This window comes from Bradyrhizobium diversitatis (assembly GCF_016031635.1).
In the GTDB taxonomy this organism is placed as follows: domain Bacteria; phylum Pseudomonadota; class Alphaproteobacteria; order Rhizobiales; family Xanthobacteraceae; genus Bradyrhizobium; species Bradyrhizobium diversitatis.
In genome coordinates, this window is the sequence record NZ_JACEGD010000011.1 from 172,035 (window position 1) to 195,382 (window position 23,348).

The 23,348-nt window shown below is 64.8% G+C and carries 21 protein-coding genes, 1 tRNA gene and 1 pseudogene; 9 read left to right on the forward strand and 14 right to left on the reverse strand.

Annotated features, from left to right (window positions below):
- Positions 1-137: 137 nt before the first annotated feature.
- Both H1B27_RS12875 and H1B27_RS12880 read left to right on the forward strand, forming a co-directional pair.
- Entirely contained in the window at positions 138-1,010 is an 873-nt protein-coding gene (locus H1B27_RS12875) for a DUF2147 domain-containing protein (RefSeq protein WP_197966304.1), read from the forward strand.
- A 65-nt stretch (positions 1,011-1,075) separates the two neighbouring features.
- Positions 1,076-1,237 (forward strand): annotated as a pseudogene (locus H1B27_RS12880) (hypothetical protein); the annotation flags it as partial.
- A 143-nt stretch (positions 1,238-1,380) separates the two neighbouring features.
- Here H1B27_RS12880 and H1B27_RS12885 read toward each other — a convergent pair.
- Positions 1,381-1,785, reverse strand: coding sequence for a (R)-mandelonitrile lyase (locus tag H1B27_RS12885; RefSeq protein WP_197966305.1), 405 nt, complete (start codon positions 1,783-1,785; stop codon positions 1,381-1,383).
- 24 nt (positions 1,786-1,809) lie between these two features.
- Positions 1,810-2,508, reverse strand: a complete 699-nt coding sequence (locus H1B27_RS12890) for a ribonuclease activity regulator RraA (protein WP_027550912.1) — start codon at positions 2,506-2,508, stop codon at positions 1,810-1,812.
- A 260-nt stretch (positions 2,509-2,768) separates the two neighbouring features.
- Here H1B27_RS12890 and pxpB point away from each other — a divergent pair, with 260 nt between their 5' ends.
- From pxpB to H1B27_RS12905, 3 genes are read left to right on the forward strand one after another with little or no spacing between them, the layout of a single operon-like run.
- The gene (gene pxpB, locus H1B27_RS12895) at positions 2,769-3,500 is read left to right on the forward strand and encodes a 5-oxoprolinase subunit PxpB (RefSeq protein WP_197966306.1); all 732 of its coding nucleotides are present in this window, start codon (positions 2,769-2,771) and stop codon (positions 3,498-3,500) included.
- On the forward strand, positions 3,497-4,534 hold the full coding sequence (locus H1B27_RS12900) for a 5-oxoprolinase subunit C family protein (RefSeq protein ID WP_197966307.1): 1,038 nt from the start codon (positions 3,497-3,499) through the stop codon (positions 4,532-4,534). Before pxpB ends, H1B27_RS12900 begins: the two co-directional genes overlap by 4 nt.
- A 32-nt stretch (positions 4,535-4,566) precedes the next feature.
- A complete protein-coding gene (locus H1B27_RS12905; protein ID WP_197966308.1) occupies positions 4,567-5,337 on the forward strand; it encodes a LamB/YcsF family protein in 771 nt (256 codons plus the stop codon).
- 109 nt (positions 5,338-5,446) lie between these two features.
- On the opposite strand, the gene H1B27_RS12910 is transcribed toward H1B27_RS12905, so the two are convergent.
- The 5 genes from H1B27_RS12910 to H1B27_RS12930 all read right to left on the reverse strand — a co-directional run bounded on the left by H1B27_RS12910 (position 5,447) and on the right by H1B27_RS12930 (position 11,269).
- Positions 5,447-5,599, reverse strand: a complete 153-nt coding sequence (locus H1B27_RS12910) for a hypothetical protein (protein ID WP_035677849.1) — start codon at positions 5,597-5,599, stop codon at positions 5,447-5,449.
- Positions 5,600-5,801: 202 nt separating this feature from the next.
- Positions 5,802-7,406 carry a sulfite reductase subunit alpha gene (locus tag H1B27_RS12915; RefSeq protein ID WP_197966309.1) on the reverse strand — a complete coding sequence of 535 codons (1,605 nt, stop codon included), beginning with the start codon at positions 7,404-7,406 and terminating at the stop codon, positions 5,802-5,804.
- Entirely contained in the window at positions 7,403-9,184 is a 1,782-nt protein-coding gene (locus H1B27_RS12920; protein WP_197966310.1) for a NirA family protein, read from the reverse strand. Before H1B27_RS12920 ends, H1B27_RS12915 begins: the two co-directional genes overlap by 4 nt.
- A gap of 334 nt (positions 9,185-9,518) precedes the next feature.
- Complete coding sequence (locus tag H1B27_RS12925) at positions 9,519-10,682, reverse strand: CmpA/NrtA family ABC transporter substrate-binding protein (protein ID WP_197966311.1); 1,164 nt, start codon at positions 10,680-10,682, stop codon at positions 9,519-9,521.
- Positions 10,679-11,269, reverse strand: a complete 591-nt coding sequence (locus H1B27_RS12930; protein ID WP_061881694.1) for an ANTAR domain-containing response regulator — start codon at positions 11,267-11,269, stop codon at positions 10,679-10,681. Before H1B27_RS12930 ends, H1B27_RS12925 begins: the two co-directional genes overlap by 4 nt.
- 110 nt (positions 11,270-11,379) lie before the next feature.
- Here H1B27_RS12930 and rimO point away from each other — a divergent pair, with 110 nt between their 5' ends.
- The gene (gene rimO / locus H1B27_RS12935) at positions 11,380-12,705 is read left to right on the forward strand and encodes a 30S ribosomal protein S12 methylthiotransferase RimO (RefSeq protein ID WP_197966312.1); all 1,326 of its coding nucleotides are present in this window, start codon (positions 11,380-11,382) and stop codon (positions 12,703-12,705) included.
- A gap of 293 nt (positions 12,706-12,998) precedes the next feature.
- Here rimO and H1B27_RS12940 read toward each other — a convergent pair whose 3' ends face one another.
- Positions 12,999-13,940: a hypothetical protein gene (locus tag H1B27_RS12940; RefSeq protein ID WP_197966313.1), complete on the reverse strand. Its 942-nt coding sequence runs from the start codon at positions 13,938-13,940 to the stop codon at positions 12,999-13,001.
- Between the two features lie 335 nt (positions 13,941-14,275).
- Here H1B27_RS12940 and H1B27_RS12945 point away from each other — a divergent pair, with 335 nt between their 5' ends.
- The 3 genes from H1B27_RS12945 (at position 14,276) to H1B27_RS12955 (ending at position 16,561) form a co-directional block, all read left to right on the forward strand.
- Complete coding sequence (locus H1B27_RS12945; RefSeq protein WP_197966314.1) at positions 14,276-14,914, forward strand: hypothetical protein; 639 nt, start codon at positions 14,276-14,278, stop codon at positions 14,912-14,914.
- A gap of 269 nt (positions 14,915-15,183) precedes the next feature.
- Complete coding sequence (locus H1B27_RS12950) at positions 15,184-16,374, forward strand: acetylornithine transaminase (protein WP_197966315.1); 1,191 nt, start codon at positions 15,184-15,186, stop codon at positions 16,372-16,374.
- Positions 16,375-16,488: 114 nt separating this feature from the next.
- Positions 16,489-16,561, forward strand: a tRNA-Arg gene (locus tag H1B27_RS12955).
- A 68-nt stretch (positions 16,562-16,629) separates the two neighbouring features.
- On the opposite strand, the gene H1B27_RS40080 is transcribed toward H1B27_RS12955, so the two are convergent.
- The 6 genes from H1B27_RS40080 to pcsA form a co-directional block, all read right to left on the reverse strand.
- Entirely contained in the window at positions 16,630-17,169 is a 540-nt protein-coding gene (locus H1B27_RS40080) for a Crp/Fnr family transcriptional regulator (RefSeq protein ID WP_197966316.1), read from the reverse strand.
- 400 nt (positions 17,170-17,569) lie between these two features.
- On the reverse strand, positions 17,570-19,837 hold the full coding sequence (locus H1B27_RS12965) for an alpha,alpha-trehalose-phosphate synthase (UDP-forming) (RefSeq protein WP_197966317.1): 2,268 nt from the start codon (positions 19,835-19,837) through the stop codon (positions 17,570-17,572).
- Between the two features lie 87 nt (positions 19,838-19,924).
- Positions 19,925-20,329, reverse strand: coding sequence for a hypothetical protein (locus H1B27_RS12970; RefSeq protein ID WP_197966318.1), 405 nt, complete (start codon positions 20,327-20,329; stop codon positions 19,925-19,927).
- Between the two features lie 381 nt (positions 20,330-20,710).
- Entirely contained in the window at positions 20,711-21,685 is a 975-nt protein-coding gene (locus tag H1B27_RS12975) for a quinone oxidoreductase family protein (RefSeq protein ID WP_197966450.1), read from the reverse strand.
- A 75-nt stretch (positions 21,686-21,760) separates the two neighbouring features.
- Positions 21,761-22,495: a TerC family protein gene (locus H1B27_RS12980; protein WP_061881704.1), complete on the reverse strand. Its 735-nt coding sequence runs from the start codon at positions 22,493-22,495 to the stop codon at positions 21,761-21,763.
- Entirely contained in the window at positions 22,492-23,271 is a 780-nt protein-coding gene (pcsA, locus tag H1B27_RS12985) for a phosphatidylcholine synthase (RefSeq protein ID WP_061881705.1), read from the reverse strand. The genes H1B27_RS12980 and pcsA overlap by 4 nt, the downstream gene beginning before the upstream one ends.
- Positions 23,272-23,348: the final 77 nt, after the last annotated feature.

Consider the following 23,348-nt stretch of genomic DNA (forward strand, 5'->3'; position numbering starts at 1 on the left):
CTTTGGACCGGCTCCGGGCCTATTGAACCCGGAACTATCGGAAGACGACTCATACCAACGACAGTGATCTAGATCACTTTTGGCGAGCGAGCCGGCGCGTAAGCGTCGGTCCGGGACCACCTGTTCAGGAGACGGAAATGAGGAAGCTGTTGGCCACGGCCGCATTCCTTTTGGCGAGCACCGCAGCGCAGGCGCAGTACACGTTCGAATATGGCGGGCGCACCATCCGCATCGATCCGGACCGCGGCACGGTGCAGATCCCCGGCGTCTACGACAACACCGGCCAGAGCAAGCCCAAGAAGGCCAAGAAGAACGAGACGGCCCCGGGCCAGCAAGCGCCGCAGCAGGCCACGGTCGAGCCGCAAACGCCGGCAGCGCCAGCCCCCGCTCCCGTCGCCCCACCGCCCGCGGCTGCGCAGGCACCTGTGCCCGCTGCACCCGCTGCCACAGCAGCACCGCCTGCTCCGCCTCCGGCGGCAACCGCCAGCAATGCGCCGGCAGAGACTGCCGTGCTGCCGCCGCCTGCGCCGCCGCCGGCGCCTGCTCCGGCCACGCAGCAGGCAGCTCCCGCCGTGACACCACCGCCGGCCCCGGCCGTCGCTGCGGCCCCTCCGGCGCCGCCTCCGCCCGCTCCACCCCCGGCAACCGCCCCCGTCCAGGCGGCTGCCGTCGCGCCGCCTGCTCCCGCAGCAGCGCCCACGCGCGATCTCAATTCACCGCTCGGCGTCTGGCTCACCGAGGAGAAGGAAGGCAAGGTCCGCATCGAGCAATGCGGCAGTAATCTCTGCGGCTATTCGGTCGACAGCAGATCGAACCAGAACGGCGAGCAAGTCCTGATCAACATGAAGCCCGGCAAGGACCAGAAATGGTCCGGCCGCATCCTCGATCCGAACTCCGGCTCGACCTACGATTCCACGATCGCGATGAAGGGCACCGACCGGCTGCGTGTGCAGGGCTGCGCCTTCGGCGGCATGTTCTGCGGCGGCCAGACCTGGACACGCGTGAACTGAGTTCTTTGCACTCTCCAATACCGAGTCATTCCGGGGCACGCGAAGCGTGAACCCGGAAGCTCGAGGTGAACGCGTCCGATCGCGTCGCCGATGCCGGCGGCATCAACGTCACCCTGAGCACCGGCATCAAGCGCGCCGTCGGCTTCGGCCGGCTCAGCGGCAGCTCGGGCTCCGGCACGTGGCGCGGCGCCATGTGCGCGGGAACGTGGACGGCAGATCGGATGTAGATTGCCGTGTCCCGGGCAAGTGGCAACGCGAAGCGTTGCCGCGCAGAGCCGGGAACCAGAACGCTTCGTGACAGGGCAGCTCTGGGTCCCGGCTCGGCGCCGCATCCCCTTACGGCGCTGCAGCTTGTCCGGGACACGAGGCTCTAGCCTACCGCCGCCCCGTACTCCGCGTCGGTGACCGGCTCGAGCCAGGTCGAATAGACGCCGTCGAGCGCTTCCTGCATGGCGATGTGGCACATGGCGTTGGTCGGCGATGCCCCGTGCCAGTGCAGTTCACCCGGCGGAATCCAGACGGTGTCGCCGGGACGGATCTCGCGGATCGGCCCGCCCTTGGACTGGATGCGGCCGACACCGGAAATGACGTAAAGCGTCTGCCCGAGCGGATGGTGATGCCAGTTGGTGCGCGCGCCCGGCTCGAACGACACGCGCGAGCAGTTCAGCCGTGCCGGCGCGGGCGCCATGATCACGGGGTCCTGCAGGACAGTGCCGGTGAAGTGTTCCTTGGGCGCGTGGCGGGTCGGGCGCGTGCCTGCAACAGTGATCTCCATCGAAATGACCTTTCTTCTTCCCGGTTACTTCTTGCTCGCGGCGTAGCGCGCCTTGGTTTCGGCATTCATGGGATAGAGGCCCGGCAGCACCGCGCCGTTGTTCACTTCGTTGACGATCCAGGCCTCCATCCGCTCCTGCTCGACACCCTCGGCGAGGACGTGATCGAGCATCGCCTGCGGGATCAAGACGCAGCCGTCCTGGTCGGCGACGACGATGTCGTTCGGGAAAACAGCAACGCCGCCGCAGCCGATCGGCTCGCCCCAGCCGACGAAGGTGAGGCCCGCGACGGAAGGCGGCGCGGCATAGCCGTCGCACCATACCGGAAGGTTGGTGCCGAGCACGCCCTCGACGTCGCGCACGACGCCGTCGGTGACCAGCGCGGTGACGCCGCGCTTGACCATGCGCGCGCACAGGATGTCGCCGAAGATGCCGGCATCGGTGATGCCCATGGCGTCGACCACGGCGATGCATCCTTCCGGCATCGCCTCGATCGCGGTGCGGGTCGAGATCGGCGACGACCAGGATTCCGGCGTCGCCAGATCCTCACGCGCCGGCACGAAGCGCAGCGTGAAGGCCGGACCCACCAGGCGCGGCAGGCCCGGGCGGAGCGGACGGGCTCCGCGCATCCACACATTGCGCAGCCCCTTTTTCAGCAGGACCGTGGTGATCGTGGCGGTGGTGATGCCGGCGAGGGTCTTGCGGGCTTCGGGGGACAGCGACATGGACGAGAACGAGCTCCGGATAGGCGGGAAAGAACGCGCGCATGTTGCGAGCCGCAGCCCTTGCGTCAAGGGCCAAGAGGGTCCCAATTACGCAGGGCCGCTGAGCTGTTATGCGACGCGATAACAAGGCTTTATCGGCTCCCCTTGCATTAATTTATTGGACTTGCGGGCGCATTTACGCGAAGCAGGGGTGACGCGGAACTCAGCGTCGAGCCCGCGCACTTCCAAAAGTCCGATTTCGACAGCTCTTCGACAGCTCAATGGCCGCGACGCTTTCCCCGCCCCGCCTTCTGCCCAGTGGCGACAGCGCCGTCACGGTCGAGTTCAGCCGCACCATCGACGAGGACGCCAACCAGCGCGTGCTGGCGCTCGACAAGGCGCTCGCAGCAAGCCCCATCGACGGCATCACCGAGACCGTGCCGACCTATCGCTCGTTGCTGGTCCACTACGACCCCGAAAAGATCGGTTTCGACGCGCTCGGCGAGAAGATCCTCCCGATCGCCACCCGGCCGCTGCCGCCGGTCACCAGGGCGCGCCGCTGGCGCATTCCCGTGGCCTATGGCGGCGAGCATGGCATCGACCTCGACGATGTCGCGAAGGCGCTCAACACCACGCCCGACGACATCATCGCCCGGCATGCGGGTGGCGACTACAAGGTCGCCATGATCGGCTTCACGCCGGGCTGGTCCTATCTCAGCGGCCTCGACAAATCGCTGCACATGTCGCGGCGGCAGAATCCGCGGCTGCTGACGCCGGCCGGTACGATCTCGATCGGCGGCATCCAGGCCGGGATCCAGTGCCTCGCCGCGCCGAGCGGCTGGCATCTGCTCGGCCGCACGCCGGTGCGAACCTATCAGCTCCACCGCAAGCCGACCTTCCTCACCGAGCCCGGTGATCGCGTGACGTTCTTCGCCATCGACCACAAGACGTTCGCGGACCTGGACCGCGCCGCGGAAGCCGGCGAGATCGTCGCCGAGCAGGTGGACGCATGAGCCGCCTCGTCGTCGCCAGCATCGGCCCTGCGAGCTCGGTCCAGGATGGCGGCCGTTTCGGCGCGCAGCGCTACGGCTTGACGGTCAGCGGGGCGATGGACCGCCTGTCGCTCGCGGCAGCGAACACGCTGGTCGGCAACGAGCCTTTCGCGGCCGCCGTGGAGATCGGCCCGTTCGGCGCCTCCTTCACTGCCCGCGACGGCGCCGTCCGCGTCGGGATATCAGGCGCGCCGCGCAATGCGGACATCGCCGGAACCCCGGTGGCGATGGACACATCGGTGACGCTGAAGGACGGCGAGACCTTGACGCTCGGTTTTGCCCGCGGCGGCGCCTTCACCTATCTCGCGATCGAGGGCGCGATCAAGGGCGAGCCGGTGTTCGGCAGTCTCGCGGTCAATGCCCGCGCCGGCCTCGGCAGCCCCTACCCGCGCCCACTCCAGGCCGGCGACGAGTTCAGCGTCGATGCTGCGAGCGGTGCGCCGGAACGAGGCATCGAATTGCCGAAGCCTGCGACAGGTCCGATCCGGGTCCTGCTGGGCCCGCAGGATGACGAGTTCGACGAGGCCAACAAGGCGCTGTTCCTGAACAGCGAGTGGAAGATATCGGCAACCTCCGACCGAATGGGCTACCGGCTCGAAGGCCCCGCCATCAAGCACCTGCACGGCCACAACATCGTCTCCGACGGCACCGTCAACGGCAGCATCCAGGTCCCCGGCAATGGTGCGCCGATCGCGTTGATGATGGACCGCGGCACCTCCGGCGGCTATCCGAAGATCGCAACCGTGATTACGGCCGACGTCGGCCGCCTCGCCCAGACCTCGGCGGGAACCGCGTTCCGCTTCAAGGTCGTCAGCATGGCCGAGGCGCAGGATGAGGTACGCAAGTTTGCACGGTTGATCCGCAGCCTGCCCGATCGCCTGCGCTCCTCCGACACCATCGCGCTCAACATCGCGGCGCTCAGCGATGCTAACGTGGCGGGCCATGCGGTCAGCGCGATCGATGCCGGGACCTGGCAGGTCACGGCCGAGCCGTAAGCGACAACAAGACCAGAGGCGGAGAGCAACCCATGAAGACAGTCGATCTGAATTGCGACCTCGGCGAAGGTTTCGGCGCGTGGGAGATGGGCAACGACGCCGCCATGATCGAGCTCGCAAGCTCGGTCAACGTCGCCTGCGGCTTCCACGCCGGCGACCCCGACATCATGCGCCGGACGGTGGAGCTGGCGAAAGCGCGCGGCGTCTCGGTCGGCGCGCATCCCGGCTACCGCGACCTGCACGGCTTCGGCCGGCACCCGATCGCGGGCCTGAAGGCGTCCGAGATCGAGAACCTCGTCGCCTACCAGATCGGCGCGCTGCAGGCGATCGCGACCGCGGCCGGCCACAAGGTGACGCATGTGAAGGCGCATGGCGCGCTCTCCAACGTCGCCTGCGAGGACGACATGACGGCGAAGGCGATCGCCGCCGGCATCAAGGCGGTCGATCCCAGCCTGATCTTCGTCGTGCTAGCCAATTCGAAGCTGGTGAAGGCCGGCGAAGCGGCCAATCTGCCGATGGTGCACGAGGTGTTCGCCGACCGCGCCTATGAGGACGACGGCAACCTCGTCTCACGCAAGAAGCCCGGCGCGGTGCTGCACGATGCCAAGGCGATCGCCGACCGTGTGGTGCGCATGGTGCAGGACGGCGCGGTGATTTCAGTCACCGGCAAGGTCATCAAGATGCGCACGGACACGGTCTGCATCCACGGCGACACGCCCGGCGCGGTCGAGATTGCGCGCGGTGTGCGTCAGGCGTTGAAGGATGCGGGGATCGAGGTCGCGCCGTTCAGGCGCGGGACGTGATCAGACTCGGGTGCCGCAGGGTAGATTAGCGAAGCGTAATCCACCTCTTCTGCAGCAGCCATACCAGTGGTGGGTTACGCCTTCGGCTAACCCACCCTACACAGAGACATCAGAACGGATGCACCGAGAGCGTGCCGAACACGATCGCCGCGATGACGGCAAAGGCGCTGTAGAGCGCCAGATGATGGGCGTTCGCCCGGGTCTGCCGCGAGAGCGAGCGCGCGTAGAAGTGCAGCCTGGCTTCCGCCGATAGTTCGCGCATGGTCGATCTCCAACGCCCCATTTGCGGGAGTATGAGGGATCAACCAGGGCGGGAGGCAAGATGATGGCAAAAATAGCGATGCGGCTCCTCCGAGGCGGCCGTCTCGCAGACGTAAATTCTCTGAGGGCCCGGGTTCCGAGAATCTTATTCGTTCAAATCCGAGCCAGTCGGAACCGGCTCGGATAAGGGTGAGCGGCAGCGGTCAGTACACATCCGCCTGGAAGCGGCCGGTCTTCTTCAGCTCGGCGACGAAGCTGACGGCTTCGTCGGTCGAACGTGCGCCGAACTGGGCGACGATGTCGACCAGCGCGCGCTCGACGTCCTTGGCCATGCGCTTGGCGTCGCCGCAGATGTAGAGGTGCGCGCCGTCGGCAAGCCAGGTCCACAATTCGCGGCCGACCTCGCGCATGCGGTCCTGCACGTAAAACTTCTTCTCGCCGTCGCGCGACCAGGCCAGCGACAGGCGCGTGAGCACGCCCGATGTCTTCATGGCGTTGAGCTCGTCCTGGTAAAGGAAGTCGCAATCGCTGCGCTGATGGCCGAAGAACAGCCAGTTCTTGCCGGGCGCACCGGTCGCCTTGCGGTCGAGCAGGAAGGCGCGGAACGGCGCGATGCCGGTGCCGGGGCCGATCATGATGATCGGCGTCTTCGGGTCCTGCGGTAGGCCGAAACCGTGCGCCTTCTGCACGTAGACCTTGAGCTTGTCGCCGTCATTGATGCGCTCGCCGAGGAAGGTCGAGGCGACGCCGAGCCGCTTGCGCTTGCCGATGACGTAGCGCACGGAGTCCACCGTCAGCGACAGCCTTCCGGGCGTCGCATTGTGCGAAGACGAGATCGAGTAGAGTCGCGGCTGCAGCGGCTCCAGCGCCTCGACGAAGGCCTCGGGATGCGGCCGCGTGCCGGAAAACTTCTGGAGCGCCGCCATCACGTCGAGGGTGGCGGCATCGCCGTCGGGATCCTCGCCCTGCGCCAGCGCCCGCGCCTTCTCGCGCGCCGCGCCGCCGGTGATGAACGAGATCAGCTCGAACAGCGTGTCGGGTGCCGGCGACAGCGAGACGTCGCCGATCAGCACCTCGCGCAGCGTCTTGCCATTGATCTTCGTCGTATGGGAGGCGCCGAGCAGCGCGATGATCTGGTCGACGAGGCCGACATCGTTGCGCGGGAACACGCCGAAACTGTCGCCGACGACGTAGTCGAGCTTGCTGTCGGAGAGATCGAACTCGACGTGATAGGTCTCCTTCTCCGACTTCCCCTTGTTGAGAAGGCGGCGTGACAGGAAGGTTGCGGTCACGGGGTTGTCGCGCGAGCGGCCCGGCTCTGCGATCGTCACGGTCACGGCCGGCGCCGCCGCGTCCGGCTTGTCGGCCGATTTGGCCACCGGGGCCTTGTCGAGCTCTTCGTACAGCGACTTCAGCATCCGCGCGGTTTCCTTGCCGCCGGGAACGCAGAGGTTGAGCCGTGCTTCGCTGCGACTCGCGATCGCCTCCGAATAATCGTGGCAATTATAGCCGCACTGGCCGCAGTCCTGCTGCGCCATCGCCGCCATCATCTTGCGACGCAGGGGCCGTCCCTCGGCGAGCTTCATCCGCTCGGCAATCGGCATGGTCTGGTCGTGCCACGGCGCCTCGCCATCGTCGCCGTCGCCGGCTTGTATGACGGCAGCGCCCTGCTCCGCCGACAATGGAGTTGCGACGTCGGGCGACAGCAGGCCGGCGAAGAAGCCGTTCAGCCAGGAGCGTTGCGCGTCCGAGAACGGTGCGCTGGGTGGGATGATGTCGAGCTTGGGTGGAGGGGTGATCTGGTTCATGCGGACACCTGTGCATCGGCAAGCTTGCGCAGCGTTTCGCCGTCATGGCGGCGCGCAAAAGACAGGAACGTTTCTTCGGGAGATGAGCGATGGGCGATGTAGGCCTTGAGCAGCGCTTCGACCGTCTTCGGCGCGTCCTCGGCCTTGAGGTCGTGATAGACCTCCTGCCCGACATCGGCGTCGGGACCAAAGCCGCCGCCGGTGAAGAGATGGTAGCCCTCGACCGTATCTTCCTCGCCGACCGGCACACGCGCGCCGATCAGGCCGATATCGCTGATGTAATGCTGCGCGCAGGAATGGTGACAGCCGGTGACGTGGATGTTGACCGGCTTGTCCATCGCCACGCGCGGCTCGCACCAGTCGCCGATCTCGGCAGCATGGCGCTTGGTGTTCGCCGCGGCGAAGCGGCAACCGGCGTTGCCGGTGCACGCGATCAGGCCGGCGCGGATGTGCGAGGCCTGCACGGCGAGTCCGATCTGCTTGATCGCCGCGACCGCAAGCTCGACATTCTCGTCGCGCACGCCCGGGATCAAGAGGTTCTGCCAGACGGTGAGGCGGATCTCGCCGTCGCCAAGGTCGCGCGCGACCTTGGCAAGGCCCCGCATCTGATCGGAGCTGAGCTTGCCGAGTGTCAGCGATACGCCGATCCAGTTGAGGCCGGCCTGTTTCTGCTTGTGCACGCCGATATGGGCCATGCGATCCGCCGCGGGGCGCGGGAGAAACGCCTCTTCCGGCACGCGCGTGAACGGCGTCTTCAAGCGCTCCTCGACCAGCTTGAGAAAGCCGTCATGGCCCATGGCGTCGAGCACGTATTTCAGTCGCGCCTTGTTGCGGTTGGTGCGGTCGCCATGGTCGATGAACACGCGCACGATGGCGTCGGCGACGGCGGTCGCCTGCTCCGGCCTGACGATGATGCCGGAATATTTTGCAAAGTCCTTGTGGCCGGTGATGCCGCCGAGGCCGAGGCGGAACCAGACGCCGGGCTCAACGCCGAACCCGTCCTTCACCTCGTAGGCGGTGAAGGCGATGTCGTTGGTCTCCTCGAGCACCGCGATCCTGCCGGCACCGTCGAAGGCGACGTTGAACTTGCGCGGCAGGCCGTAGAGCGAGCGATCGTTGAGGATGTGGTAGTGCCACTCGCGCGCATAGGGCCGCGTGTCGATCAACTCCTGCGGATCGATTCCGGCCGTCGACGTTCCCGTCACGTTGCGGATGTTGTCGGCGCCGGAGCCGCGCGAGCACAGGCCGAGGTCCTGGATACCCTCGATCAGCTTCACCGCATGCTTCGGCGGAATCTCGCGAAGCTGGAGGTTGGCGCGCGTCGTGACGTGGCTGTAGGGGCCGCAGAGCTCATCGGCGAGATCGGCAAGGCCCGACAGCTGCCAGTGCTTCATGATGCCGTTCGGAATGCGCAGGCGGCACATGTAGGAATCCTGCGTCGGCGCGACGTAGAAGATTCCGTAATAGCGCCAGCGGAAATTGTCCGCCGGATTCGGCGGGGTGTTGTCGAGCGCCTGCTGGCGCAGCCGCGGATAGGCATCGAAGGGATGCTCGTCGCGCTTGAACTTCTCCTGGTCGGCGAGCTTCTTGCCCGACGCGATCACCTTGTCCTGCGCCTTGATGTGCACGGCATCGGGACCAACAGGCTCGGCATTCGCCTTGCCGGCACCCGCGCCGAGACCGCGGCCGACCCGGCTGATCTGCAAGCCGGTCGTGAAGCCTTCGAGATAGCGTTTCTGCTCGTCGGTGAAATCGACTGAGAGCGTTTCGATTTTCATGGTCGGTAACGAAGCTCCTGCGGCCACCAAAGTGGCTTCGACGGGAATTGTGCGACCCGCGGGGAACTCGGCCGGCTCAAGAGCCCGCTTCGCAACCCGACGGTCCGTTCAGCTTCGTTGCTGTGGGACTTGGCTCAGCAGGCACCTATGACAAGCTGGCCGCAGCGCAACATTCAAGTTGCGTGCCAGCTCGATCGACATAGAAAACCTTCAAATATCAGGTGATTAGGACAGCCCATGGGAAATACTGGTCCGAGAGCTCTCCCGAAATTCGAGCAGTCAGCCCAAACATTAGCCAACGAGCTTACGTGCCCGAAAACGAAGCAGATCCGAATCAGGCCTTCCAGCGCCCGACCTCGAAGGCCTCCAGATGCCACCGGATGTTGTCGGGATCGAAGGCGGGTCCGGCGAAGGCGCCGAACGCCGCTGGAGCTTCAACGGGCGCCGTGCTGCCCAAGGCTGCGTCGTAAAGGTCGGGCCTGAACACCGCCATTGCCGTCTTGACGCCGTCCGGGGTCAGGGCCGTCTGCCCCCAACGCACCATCTGGGCATAGAGCCAGGCGGCCTGGACCGGATCGGGGCGCCCTGCTCCCTCGCGCCCAACGAGGAGATAGCGGCCGCTTTCGCGGAAGGTGCCGTCGGGCGAGATCTTGAGGCGTCCGTCGAGCGTGCGCTGGATGACCTCCGCATCGACGCCGATCCGCTCCGGCTGGGCCAGGATCTGCGCCACCTCCGTGCGGTTCGCTGGATGCTCGATGAACTCGGCGGCTTTCACGGCCGCGCGCACCAGCGCCGCGACCAGGTCCGGATTCTTGTCGGCCCAGGCCTGGCGGACGGCCAGCACCTTCTCGGCCGCACGGATCAGGATGTCGGAGACGAAATGCAGGATATGCCCGATGCCGAGATCGACCGCGACCGAATTCCAGGGCGCGCCGACACAGAACGCATCGACATGGCCGTTCCTGAGGCTGTCGACCATGTAGGGCGGCGGCAGCACCACGAGGCGCACGTCCTCGTCGGGATCGACGCCCGCCGCGGCCATCCAGAACCGCAATTGATAATTGTGGGTGGAGAACGGGAAGGTCATGCCGAAGGTCAGCGGCTCGGCCCCTGCCTTGCGCCTGATGGCAACGACCTTCGCCAGTGCTTTCGCAGTCGCCATCGGGTCAAACCGATCGCCGTCGATCACCTCCATCAGCGCGGCATGGAGCGCCGGCGACACCGTGATGGCATTGCCGTTGATGCCGAGATTGAAGGGCGCAGCGATCGGCACCTTGACGTGACCGAGCCCGAGCGAGGACGCGATCGCCACCGGCGCCAGCAGATGTGCGGCGTCGAACAAGCCGATATTGAGCTTGTCGCGGACGTTGGACCAGGAGACCTCGCGCACCAGCTCGACGTCGAGCCCCTCGGCTGCGGCAAATCCCTTGTCGACGGCGACGATCAGGGCGGCGGCATCGACCAGCGGAATGAACCCGATGCGGAGGGGAACGGTCATTTCAGCATCTCCGACGCGGTGATGATCGACTGCGCGATCTCGCCGATCTTCTTCTTCTCGCGCATCGCGGTGGAGCGCAGCAGCACATAGGCCTCGTCCTCGGTCAGGCCCTTCACCTTCATCAGAATGCCCTTGGCGCGCTCGATGACCTTGCGGTCCTCGAGCTGCGACTTGGTCCGCTCCAGCTCTTCCTGGAGCTTGGCGAAGGCGTTGAAGCGCGACACGCAGAGGTCGAGGATCGGCTTGATGCGCTCCTTCTTCAGCCCGTCGACGATGTAGGCGGACACCCCCGCCTCGACCGAGGCCTGGATCGAGGCTGAATCGCTCTGGTCCACGAACATGGCGATCGGCCGCTTCACCGCGCGGCTGACCTGGAACATCGCCTCCAGCACGTCGCGGCTGGGGTTCTCCAGGTCGATCAGGATGATGTCGGGGTCCACCGCATAAATACGGGCGAGCAGGCTCTGCATCTCGCTGATATGGACGACCTGGGTGAACCCGGCGTCCCGCAACCCTTCCTCGAGGATCGCGGCCCTGACAGGGCTCTCGTCGACGATCACGATTTTGGGCGACTGTTCGGCGCTCATGGCTCACTCGCGGCGGGTGATTCATCCATAGCACGCCGGTACGCCCTGCAAAGGGTTGTAATTATGGGCAATTGGGACTAGCTCAGGCCGGTCAATCAGGCAGTTCAGATATGGATCAGACGGCTGCGCCCAAGGTCAGCTTCGTGTCACTCGGGTGTCCCAAGGCATTGGTGGATTCCGAGCGCATCATCACGCGCCTGCGCGCGGAGGGCTATGAGCTCGCCCGCAAGCATGACGGGGCCGACATCGTCATCGTCAACACCTGCGGCTTCCTCGACAGCGCCAAGCAGGAATCGCTTTCGGCGATCGGCGAGGCCATGGCCGAGAACGGCAAGGTGATCGTGACCGGCTGCATGGGCGCGGAACCGGAAGCGATCGAGCAGGCCTATCCGGGCGTGCTCTCGATCACCGGTCCGCAGCAATACGAGAGCGTGCTCGATGCCGTGCATCGCGCGCTGCCGCCCGCGCACAATCCGCATCTCGACCTGGTGCCGCCGCAGGGCATCAAGCTGACGCCGCGCCACTACGCCTATTTGAAGATTTCCGAGGGCTGCAACAACCGCTGCACCTTCTGCATCATCCCGAAGCTGCGCGGCGACTTGGTCTCGCGCCCGGCCAATGACGTGCTGCGCGAGGCCGAGCGCCTGGTCGGCGCCGGCGTCAAGGAGCTCCTGGTGATCTCGCAGGACACCTCCGCCTACGGCGTCGATCTCAAATATGCAGAGAGCCCGTGGAAGGACCGCCAGGTCCGCGCCAGATTCCTCGACCTCGCGCGCGAGCTCGGCGAGTTGGGCGCCTGGGTCCGGCTGCAATATGTCTACCCCTACCCGCATGTCGACGAGGTCATCGCGCTGATGAACGAGGGCAAGGTGCTGCCCTATCTCGACATCCCGTTCCAGCATGCGAGCCCCGAGGTCTTGAAGGCGATGAAGCGTCCGGCGGCGCAGGACAAGACGCTGGCGCGGATCAAGCGCTGGCGCGAGGAATGTCCCGAACTCGCTTTGCGTTCGACCTTCATCGTCGGCTTTCCCGGCGAGACCGATGCTGACTTTGCCTATCTGCTCGACTGGCTCGATGAGGCCGAGATCGATCGTCTCGGCTGCTTCAAGTACGAGCCGGTCGCCGGCGCAACGTCGAACGCGATCGAGAACCCGGTGCCGGAAGAGGTCAAGCAGGAGCGCTACAACGCGCTGATGGCCCGCCAGCAGAAGATCTCGGCGCGCAGGCTGAAGCGCAAGCTCGGGACGCGCCAGCAGGTCATCATCGACGAGGTCGGCCCGACCGTCGCCAAAGGTCGCTCCAAGGCCGACGCGCCGGAGATCGACGGCGCGGTCTATCTAACCAGCCGCCGCCCCTTGCGCGTCGGCGAGATCGTCACCGCCAAGATCGAGCGCGCGGACCAATACGATCTGCACGGCAGCGTCGCGGGGTTCTGAGGGCGTTCCGTCATTGCGAGCGCGGCGAAGCAATCAGTATCTTTTCGCGGAGGTTGCTTCGCTCGCGGCAATCAGCCACGCGAGATTACCCCTCCATCACCGTCATCCTAAGGCGTTCGCTCTGCGGCGCAACTACGCCGTAGGGCGAGCCTCGAGGATAACGGCCCGGCTGCATCCCGGCCGCTCATCCTTCGAGGCTCTGCTTGCGATGGGTCCGCATCGCAAGCAGAGCACCTCAGGATGACGGAGTCACATTCGGGTTCGCTGCACTCGAAACGGCGATGTGGATGTAGTCACGCCAGCCATTTCGGCACCCAGCGCTCCGGCCTTGGAGCGCGGGCGAGATCAGCCTTCGCTTCGGATAGCAGCGCAGGCTCGCCGTCGATGGTCGGGCGCACATCGTATTCGAAGCTCGGCATGACGCGGCCGTCGGCATAGAGGCCGAACTTCATCGCATACCATAGCCCGAGTTCGGGCTGCGCGCGGCGCATCTCCTCGCGCAGATCGCGAAGCAGGGATTCGATCGAGGCGGCTTGCTCGAACGGCTGCGGCCCGCGCGACAGGACGCGCGCCTCGTACTGCTTGCCGACGATCGCGACGTCGAAATGCGTCTTGTCCCAGGCGTTCTTGCCCTTGGGCAGATGCGCGGCAAGCCGCCAGCCGAGCTCGGCCATCAAGCGGTGATTGGCCCAATAGTCCTCGCGATCCCTGCTCCATTTTTCGACGAAGCCGCGGAAGTCGGGCAGGTCCGGCGCACCTTCTTCAGCTGTCGACTTGTCGCCAGCCGGCTGCCCGGCGAGCCATTGCGCGAGCTCGACCGTCTGACACGCGACATCCTCATGCGGCCGCAGATCGCTCCAGGCGCGGTCGAAGGCCTGCGATGTGAGCTTGCCGAGCAAAGCATCGAGGCTCGGCGCGAGCAGTTCGTAGTGGCCCTCCGATCCCAGCCCCACGATCGGCGGATCGTCGCGGTCGAGACCGGCACCATACCAGCCACCCACGGCCGAGCCGTCCGCCAATCGCATGAACAGCGAGAACCTGTCGCGCAGGGGACTGCCGTCGACGATCGGCGCATGATCTGCGAACTGGCCTTGCAGCGCGAAGCAGCCGACGCTGCCCCAGGGACGTCCCTCGAGCCAGCCGGCAAAGTCGACCAGCAGCCGCGGCGTCTCGATCCCCGGCGGAAATGCGCCGCGAATGCTGTCGAGGTCGATCGGATAAGGCGTGTCGGACAAGGCTGAAAACTGTTTCGTTGGTCCCGCCCTCTTGGTCCGAGCCGCCGTGCGTCCGGTTCGAACCAATTCGCGTACCTCGATCACAAACGCGCCAGCGACGCGATGGTTTCTGCGCGGCGACAATGAAATGGCGGGAAACCAGCGGTATCCGGCGCGGACTATGCGCGCGCCGGTAACCGCGTCGGCCTCATTCGCACGCTTCGTCGTCTCGGCTGCCGCAGCGCTCCGCGCGAGACAGCCAGCGGAGCGTATTGTGACACTATAGTGCATTCACGCAGAGGTCACGGACTCGGCCTAACTCTGCCCGCGCTTTTCAACGCGAGCGAGGAACGAGGATGAGCCTCTCGGGTATGCTGCGCACACAGCGCTTCGACGATTACCGCTTCTACCACCAGAGCACCGTCAACCAGACACTGCATCTCTTCAGCGCCGTGATCTTCCTGTTCTGCTACGCGCTGCTGTTCGTAGACCCCGCGCTCGCCGGCATCGTCGGCTGGCTTGCGATGCTGACGCGGCAGACCGGGCATTTCTTCTTCGAGCCGAACGGCTATGACGCCGTCAACGACGTCAGCAACGAGTACAAGGAAGCGATCAAGGTCGGCTACAACCAGACCCGCAAGATCATCTTGCTCTTCGTCTGGGGCAGCGCGCCGATCGCGCTGTATTTCCATCCGACGCTGTTCGGACTTTTCGATGCGCCGGCCGGGCGTCTCGACTTCATCCGGCATGTCGGCACGCTCTGGCTCGCGATCGGTATCGGCGGCGGACTGGCGCGCATGCTCCAGCTCTTCGTCACGCGCGACCTCACGACCGGCCTGGTATGGGCGTTCAAGGTGCTGACCGACCCGTTCCATAACATCGCGCTGTACTGGAATTCGCCGCTCAAGCTGATGCGCGGCGAACTGATCGACACCGCGATAGCGGAGGCGGATTGGGGCGACGAAGACGCCGAGGAAGCCGCCCACCTGACCTGACCGATGCACGCGAGGCGCGGTGTTCGGCAAAACGCCCGCTTGACAAGCTCCCACAATCACATGTATTGCCGCGCCCCATGATCAACCGGACCAACCAGCGCACCGCCATGCTCCGTCGTCGCTCCCGCGACGATGAGAGGGTGCGCCATGTCCGACGACGCCGCTGAACCACTAGAATTCAGCTCAAGTCTTCGAGAAGGCCGCACCCGCAAGGTGCGGCCTTTCTGCTTTTTGCGCCCGTTTTCCACCCGCCTCCAGAGGAGATCGACATGACCACGCATCCGTATGACGCGCTGATGGACATCACCGCACGGCCCAAGACCGTGTTCGTCCGCGGCGCCGGCTCCTACCTCTGGGACGACAGCCGCAAGCGCTATCTTGATTTCGTGCAGGGCTGGGCCGTGAACTGCCTCGGCCACTCCCCGCCCGCGGTCGCTGACGCGCTTGGCGCGCAAGCCAAGCGGCTGCTGACGCCGAGCCCGGCTTTCTACAACGAGCCGAGCCTCAAGCTCGCGCAAGCACTCGTCGAGAACAGTGCTTTCGACCAGGTGTTCTTCGCCAACTCCGGCGCGGAGGCCAATGAAGGCGCGATCAAGCTGGCGCGCAAATTTGGCAGCGTGCACAAGGGCGGTGCGTTCGAGATCATCAGCTTCGAAGGCGGCTTCCACGGCCGGACGCTGGCGACGATGTCGGCCTCGGGCAAGAAGGCGTTCGAGCCGCTGTTCGAGCCGAAGGTCGCAGGCTTCAAGAAGGCAAGGCTCAACGACATCGCCTCGGTCGAAAAGCTGATCAACGACAACACCGTCGCCGTGATGCTGGAGCCGATCCAGGGGGAATCCGGCGTGTGGCCCGCGACCGACCAGTTCCTGCAGCAATTGCGCGCGCTCACCGAGGCGCACGGCCTGCTCCTGATCTTCGACGAGATCCAGACCGGCATGGGTCGGACCGGAAAGCTCTTCCACTACGAGCACACCGGGATTGCGCCCGACATCATGACGCTCGGCAAGGGCATCGGCGGCGGCGTGCCGCTCGCCGCCCTGCTCGCGACCGAGCGCGCCTCCTGCTTCGAGCATGGCGACCAGGGCGGCACGTTCAACGGCAACCCGATCATGTGCGCGGCGGGGCTCGCGGTGCTCGAGGAGGTCGGCAAGCCGGACTTCCTGAAAGCGGTCACCGAGACAGGCCTCCTGCTCGAAAGCGAGTTGCAGAAAGTCTCGGCCCGGCACGGGCTCGGCGGCGTACGCGGACGTGGGCTGTTGCTCGCGCTCGATCTCAAGCTGCCGATCGCGCCGGGCATCGTCGCGCAGGCGTTCGAAGCCGGCGTGCTCCTGAACGCGCCGCAACTCGACACGCTGCGCTTCATGCCGGCACTCAACGTCGCGAAGGCAGAGATCGCCGAGATGATCGATTGCCTCGACGGCATCCTGACCAAGGCCGGCGCGGCACGCCGGGTGGCCTAAAGCATGATCCGGAAAAGTGCGCGGCGGTTTTCCGAAAAGATCATGCTCAAACAATAACGTAAAGCGCGATGACGATTCATCCTGATCGCATCGCGCTTTAGACCGAGGGTGCAAGGTTCCGTAGCTCAGGGGATAGAGCAGCGCGTTTCGGGCGCGGTGGTCCGAGGTTCGAGCCCTCGCGGGACCACGATCATGACTGAGTCAAGCCGGCGCGCCGTCGCACGTGGCGCGCAACGGCTCGAACACGACTTCCCGTCACATGACGCGACGATGATGGGGCATGTCGCGGAAAAGGCGAAACCTGTCCTTCAGGATCCGCTCGCATTCGCAGGCCTCCCCGCGCAGCGCATCGATGTCCCGGATGCGAATGGCCCCGCGCCTCCCCTCGATGATGCCTTTCGCCTCGAAATCGGAAAGGGCCTTCGACACGCTCGGGCGCCTCACGCCGAGCGCGGCCGCCATGACCCCGTGTGTCACGGGAACGCGGTCGCCCCCGATGCGATCCTGGGCGAGCAACATCCAACGCGCAACGCGCTCGGGGATGTCGTGCCTCGCATTGCACAGGGCGATCTGCGCGTTCAGTGCAATCAACAGCTGGACATATCCCAGCATGTGTTCGCGAATCTCGGGGCTTTGATGCAGGATCTCGCGGAACGCGCCGGCTTCGATGCGTAGCGCACTGCCGGGAACGCGGACAATGCTCCTCTGGACCGTCTGCGCCGCACCAAGCACCAGCGATACGCCGACAAAGCCAAACTTCCCGACGACCGCCACTTCGACCAGACCGTCCTTCACCGTTCGCACCATACGCGAGACCACTCCGGACTCGATGAAGTATGCAGCGTCCGGATGGCGCAAAGCATCCTGGAGAATCTCGTTCCGCTTCAGCGGGACGGCCCTGAGATGCGGTCGTAGCAATTCGAATTGCGGCTCGGGCAAGGTCGCGAGGATCGCATTCTGCACCATGCAAGGCGTCGTATGCGCCCCGCCGACAAGTTTCGATGAAACGGGATCGAACATGTCCTACACCGGCCCCGGTATCGCAATCGGCAGATGGTCGTCTGCGAGACGGAGCGACCATCGACTTCGCCGCAAACTAGCCTTCGATCGCCGGGCTGCATTGTGACATAGTAGCGCAGGCGCGACACACGAAACTCCAGCGTGACCGAGAGCCAGCATCAACCGCTCACCCGCTTCATTCTCGGGACTGCGACCAGTGTGCCCGCGCACGCGTCGCGCCGGCATGCGCGCTCTCGCCGGATGACGTCAAAGCAAGAATTCGCTCTCGCGTGCGACTTCGCGCGGAATCGACCAGCATGGTGCCGGCCCAACGATAGACGTTGTTCTCCTTGACTTGCTGCCGCATCAGCTTCATCCGTTCGGCTTGCTCGTCCAGCGGCATGCTCATCGCACGCTTGATGGCGGCCGCGAGTTCCTCCGTGTCATAGGGGTTCACGATCAGGGCTTCCGACATCTCCCGCGAGGCCCCCGTAAAGCTGGAGAGAACGAGGACGCCGGCGTTGTCATCGCGGGAGCTGACGAACTCCTTGGCGACGAGATTCATGCCGTCGTGCAGGCTGCTGACGACACAGACATCAGCGGCGCGAAACAGCTTGAGCACGTCGGACGCTTCATAGTGCCGCGCGACCAGTCGAATGGGAGTCTGTCGGCCCGGATGGCGAGCATTGATCGCATCGGCAAGGCTCTCAGCCTCGGCCTGTAGCCTGGAATACGTGTCGAGCTTACTTCGCGTCGGGGCTGCAATTTGAACGAAAGCAAGCCGCCCTTCCCAGGAGGAATCACGCGTCAAGAGCGCGTCGATCGCCCTCATGCGATCGGGAATTCCCTTGGTGTAGTCGAAGCGCTCGACGCCGACAATCAGCTTTGTTCCCTCGGCCAGATCGAACTCTCTGAAGACTTCCGCCCGACACGTCTCCCGTGCCGGCACGCTCGCGAGCGCGCTGGGAGGCCACTCGATCGAGATCGGATAAGCGCGAATCCTGGTTTCGTGCCCGCCAAGGCTGACAGCCTGCACCTCGCGGTCGATCCGGCTCTCCACGAAGCGATCGACGCACTCGATGAAATTGTTGCAGTGAAACTGGGTGTGAAATCCCAGAATCGTGCTCCCCAACATTCCCTCGATGATCTCCCGCCGCCACGGGCAGATGCTGAACGTCTCGGCGTTGGGCCAGGGGATGTGCCAGAACGAGATGATCGTCGCTTTCGGCAGACGCTGACGGATCATCTTGGGGACCAGGGCGAAATGATAGTCCTGGACGAGGACGACGGGATCTTCGGTTCGCGCCTCGGCGACGACGGCATCGGCGAAGCGTTGGTTTATCTCCCGATACATATGCCAGTCGCCGCTTCGAAAGGCCGGTCGCACGAACACGATGTGACAGAGCGGCCACAACCCTTCATTGGCGAAGCCATAGTAATAGCCGTCCTGCTCTGCTTCGGATATCCACACACGCCGCAGAGTGTAGCTGGGTGCCCCCTCCGGAACCCTGATCCTGTCGTTCGCGTCGACGGTTTCCCGGTCTGCGCTGCCACTGCCGTGCGCGACCCATGTGCCGCCGCAGGCGCGCATGATGGGCTCCAGCGCGGAGACCAGCCCACTTGCCGGACGCTGGACGACAATTCCGTGATCCGTCCGGTTATGAATGTAGGGCTCGCGGTTCGAGAGGACCAGAACCTCGGCGCCCGGCAACACGCCATGGAGCAGGTCCTGCACTGCTTTCGGAGTCCAGTCGATCTGATGCGCCACGCTGAAATCTTCGGTCCGCCGCAGCAGCTTGTGAATCTCGCGATCAAGCGCCGACCCGGTTGCCGGAGGATGCTTCCGCGCCGTCCCCAGACGAACCTCGTCGACCGCGCGCCTGAGTGAACTCATCCAGCTTCTGAGCATGAACACGGCAAAGATGATCGAGCCGACGGTCAAAACCAGCACGACACCGGCCAGGGAGGCCAGCAAATAGGCCACGACCTGGCTCGAGCGCGCGCTGGCAAAGCTCAAGTCGGTCAGGATCACGAGATAGGATCGGCCCTTGGAACCGTTGACGGGAAATGCCGCGACGAGAATTCGTCGGCCGCCGACAGCGATGTCCGCAAAGCTCTCGTTTTCCGATCTCGCGATCTTGTCGCAGCCGAAATTCGGCGGCATTTCCGGCGTCGGCGCGACCAGCGCGCCCGCGTAGCTGCAAAAGCCGACCGCGAGAATCTTCTTGTCCTGCGCAACGCGCCCAAACAGATCGCTCAGGCGGTCCCAGGACTGATCCTCGACGTCTCGATCGAGGAAGGGTTGGATCGCATTGAAGACGAGCCGCGAACGCGCCTCCACATCGCTGCGCGACCATTGCTGAACGACTCCACCCGTGAACGGAGAGATGCCGAACGCAACGATCAGGGCGACGGCAACGCCGAACACGCCGAAGCGGAGGAAATCCCTGAGCCGGATCGGCATGACTTCAATGCGACCGGTTCTTGACCGTGACTGCGGCATTGATCAGCGATGTCGGCGCACACAGTCCATAGATGACGGAGGACAAGGTCACGACCCCTTCCGGAATTTGAGCGCGTCGGCGAATGAGCCGATCCTGCGAGGTTTCGAGTGAACGAGGTTCGTGACTGCAATAAGATGGTGCGAGTACACCTCCACCAGTTGCTCGATCAACATCCGATTCTGATCGGGCACGCCTTCAAGGCGGTAGATTTCGTCGGTGCAGGACAACAGCTCGGAGGCGCAAAGGCGGCTCAAGGCCTCTGCTGCCTCCGACTTGCTGATGTACAGCCGCTCCGCGAGCCGTGTGGCGCTCCACTGCGATCGAGGATCGGATCGAATGAGAAGAAGCGCCTCGATCTGTGCCACGGAATCGATCCGCTCCAAGATGAAGTCGCGCAACTCCTCGGAAACGTACTGATCTGCCATTGCGAGCGTGCGAGCATTGCGTTTCATGACCAAGGGCGTACGGCCCACGCCTATCGACGGGCGTAGGCCTAGTTCTTGACCGAGTCCGAGGGCCTTTCGGAGTTGCACGCAAGACAAACGGATCGCACGACGATGCGCCCCGCGACCGCACGCCGTTCGTGCAGATGCGGCGTCCGCGCCGAGCAGACCACGCATTGCGCCTCAGGATGTTTGAATTCGGATTTTGCAGTGTTTGACATATTGCCCCCGCAACAGATCGTCGGCATTCCACCCGCCACAATCAGGATCGAATCGTGGCCGCCCCGAGAACTTGATGCGCCGCAAAAGCGGATACAATCGGGCACAGGATGCGAACGGTCCGATACCGTACCGACAAATCGCCGTATTGCGGGTGCGCGCGCCGGCGCCTCAGGGCTTCAGGATCGAAGCCCCCGTGGTCTTGCGGCTTTCGAGATCGATATGCGCCTTGGCGGCGTCCTTGAGCGCGTAGGCGTGGTTGATCGGAACGTGCAGCTTGCCGTTGATGACGGCGGCGAACAGGGTGTCGGCGCCCTCCAGCAGTTCCTTGCGGGTGCCGACATAGTCATTGAGCTTCGGTCGCGTCGCGAACAGCGAGCCGTGATTGTTCAACTCGGCGATCGAGAACGGCGGCACCGGGCCCGAGGCATTGCCGAACGAGACGAACATGCCGCGCGGCTTCAGGCAGGACAGTGAGCCCGGGAACGTCGCCTTGCCGACGCCGTCATAGACGACGTCGCAGCCCTCGTTGCGGCTGATCTGCTTCACGCGGGCGACGAAATCCTCCTCGTTGTAGAGGATAACGTGATCGCAGCCATTGGCCTCCGCAAGCTCGGCCTTCTCGCGCGAGCCGACCGTGCCGATGACATGCGCGCCGAGCGCCCTCGCCCATTGGCAGGCAAGCAAGCCGATGCCGCCGGCGGCTGCATGAATCAGCACGCGGTGATGCGGCTCGACCTTGAAGGTCTTGTGCAGCAGATACCAGACCGTCAATCCCTTCAGCATCAGCACGGCGCCTTGCTCGTAGGTGATGTGGTCGGGCAGCTTGACAAGCTTCTCCCAGGGGATGTTGCGCTCGCCGGTATAGGCGCCGAGATTGTGATAATAGGCGACGCGGTCGCCGGGATGAAAATTCGTGACGCCCGCCCCGACCGCGACGACCTCGCCCGAGGCCTCGTTGCCCGCGATGAAGGGCAGCCCCGGCGCCTTGTAGAGGCCGGTGCGGTAATAGACGTCGATGAAGTTGAGGCCGACCGCATGCTGGCGGACGCGCACCTCGCCCGGCCCGGGCGCCGGCACGTCGACGCTCTCATAGACCAGGGCCTCGGGGCCTCCGACCTTGTGCACGCGGATGGCTTTGGTCATCATTTGACCTCCTCTTCTCGCGGCTGAGCGAAAGCCATCGCGCCAGCCTTGTCAACTCGGGGCCGGCCGCAACGATCAAGCAGACGACTTGCCGGCCTTCCTGCGGTTGCGCTTGGCCAGCACGTTGAAGAATTCCACCGCCGCCGAAAATACAATCGCGAAATAGATGTAGCCGCGTGGAATGTGAAACGCCAATCCGTCCGCGACCAGCGCAACGCCGATCAGCACCAGGAACGCCAGCGCCAGCATCTTCGTCGTCGGATGCTCCGCGACGAATCGCGACACCGGGCCCGACGAAATGTACATGATCAGGCATGCGATCACGACAGCCGCGACCATGATCTCGATGTCCTGCGCCATGCCGATCGCGGTGATGATCGAATCCAGCGAGAACACGATATCGATGACGACGATCTGGACGATCACCCAGAAGAAGGCGCTCCCGCCGGACTTGTGGTCGCCCTCGCCGTCATCGGCCTCGACCTCGGCGTGAATCTCGTGCGTCGCCTTGGCGATCAGGAACAGGCCGCCGCCGATCAGGATGAGGTCGCGCCAGGAGAAGTCGTAACTTGCAAACGAGAACACCGGCGCAGTCAGGCCGATCAGCCAGACCAGCACGCTGAGCAGGAGGATGCGGAACACCAGCGCCAGCGCCAGCCCGATCTGGCGGGCGCGGTACGCCTGCTGCTCCGGGATGCGCGAGACGATCACCGAGATGAAGATGACGTTGTCGATGCCGAGCACGATCTCGAGCGCCGTCAAGGTAAGCAGCGCTGCCCAGGCTTCCGGGCTGGTCAACAGGTGCATCACGCCAAGGATCTCGCCAAGGATCTCACCAGGCGGATCAAGGCGTCGCTGAAGCTGATCCAGAGCGCGATGGCGCAGAGCACGACGGTCACGCCGGTGCCGACGCGGAAATCCATCGCCAGCGTGTAGAGGCCGAGGACCGCCCAGATCGCGATCAGCGACATCGTCAGCCAGCGCAGCCGCACGACGCGGACCGGATGCAGCACGTGGAACGGCACGAAGGTCAGCACGACGAGTGCGGCCACCAGCAGCGTCGACCAGAGCGGCGGCCAGTGCAGCAGGAACAGATAGAACGCCGCCGCATTCCACAGCGCCGGGAAGCCGCGGAAATGATTGTCGTCGGCCTTCATGCGCAGATCGGCGAAATATAGTGCGCTGGTGACGATGATGGCGACGCCGAGCAAGGGAGCCGCGACCGGCAGCAACAGCCCGCTCGCCACGATCGCGTAGGCCGGCACGAAGACATAGGTGACGAAGTCGACCACGAGATCGAGCACGTCACCCGACCAGTTCGGCTGCACGTTCTTGACGTCGAGCCGGCGCGCGATCGGCCCGTCGATCGCATCGATGATGAGGGCGACGCCCAGCCACTGAAACATCGCGGACCAGTGCTCGCGCACGGCCTCCAGCATCGCCAGGAGCGCGATCGCCGCGCCGAACGCGGTGAAGATGTGCACCGAGAAGGCTGCGGCGCGGATCGCCGGTCTCGGCTTCAGGGAATCCTGCTGCGTATCCATGGCTTCTGCTATCAGAATGCGACCGGTTTGCACATCCGCCATTGCGGCGCACGATCGCACAATTCGCGATAAAATCAGGGAAATATAGGTGGGCTTGAATTTGCCGCCCGGCGTGTCAA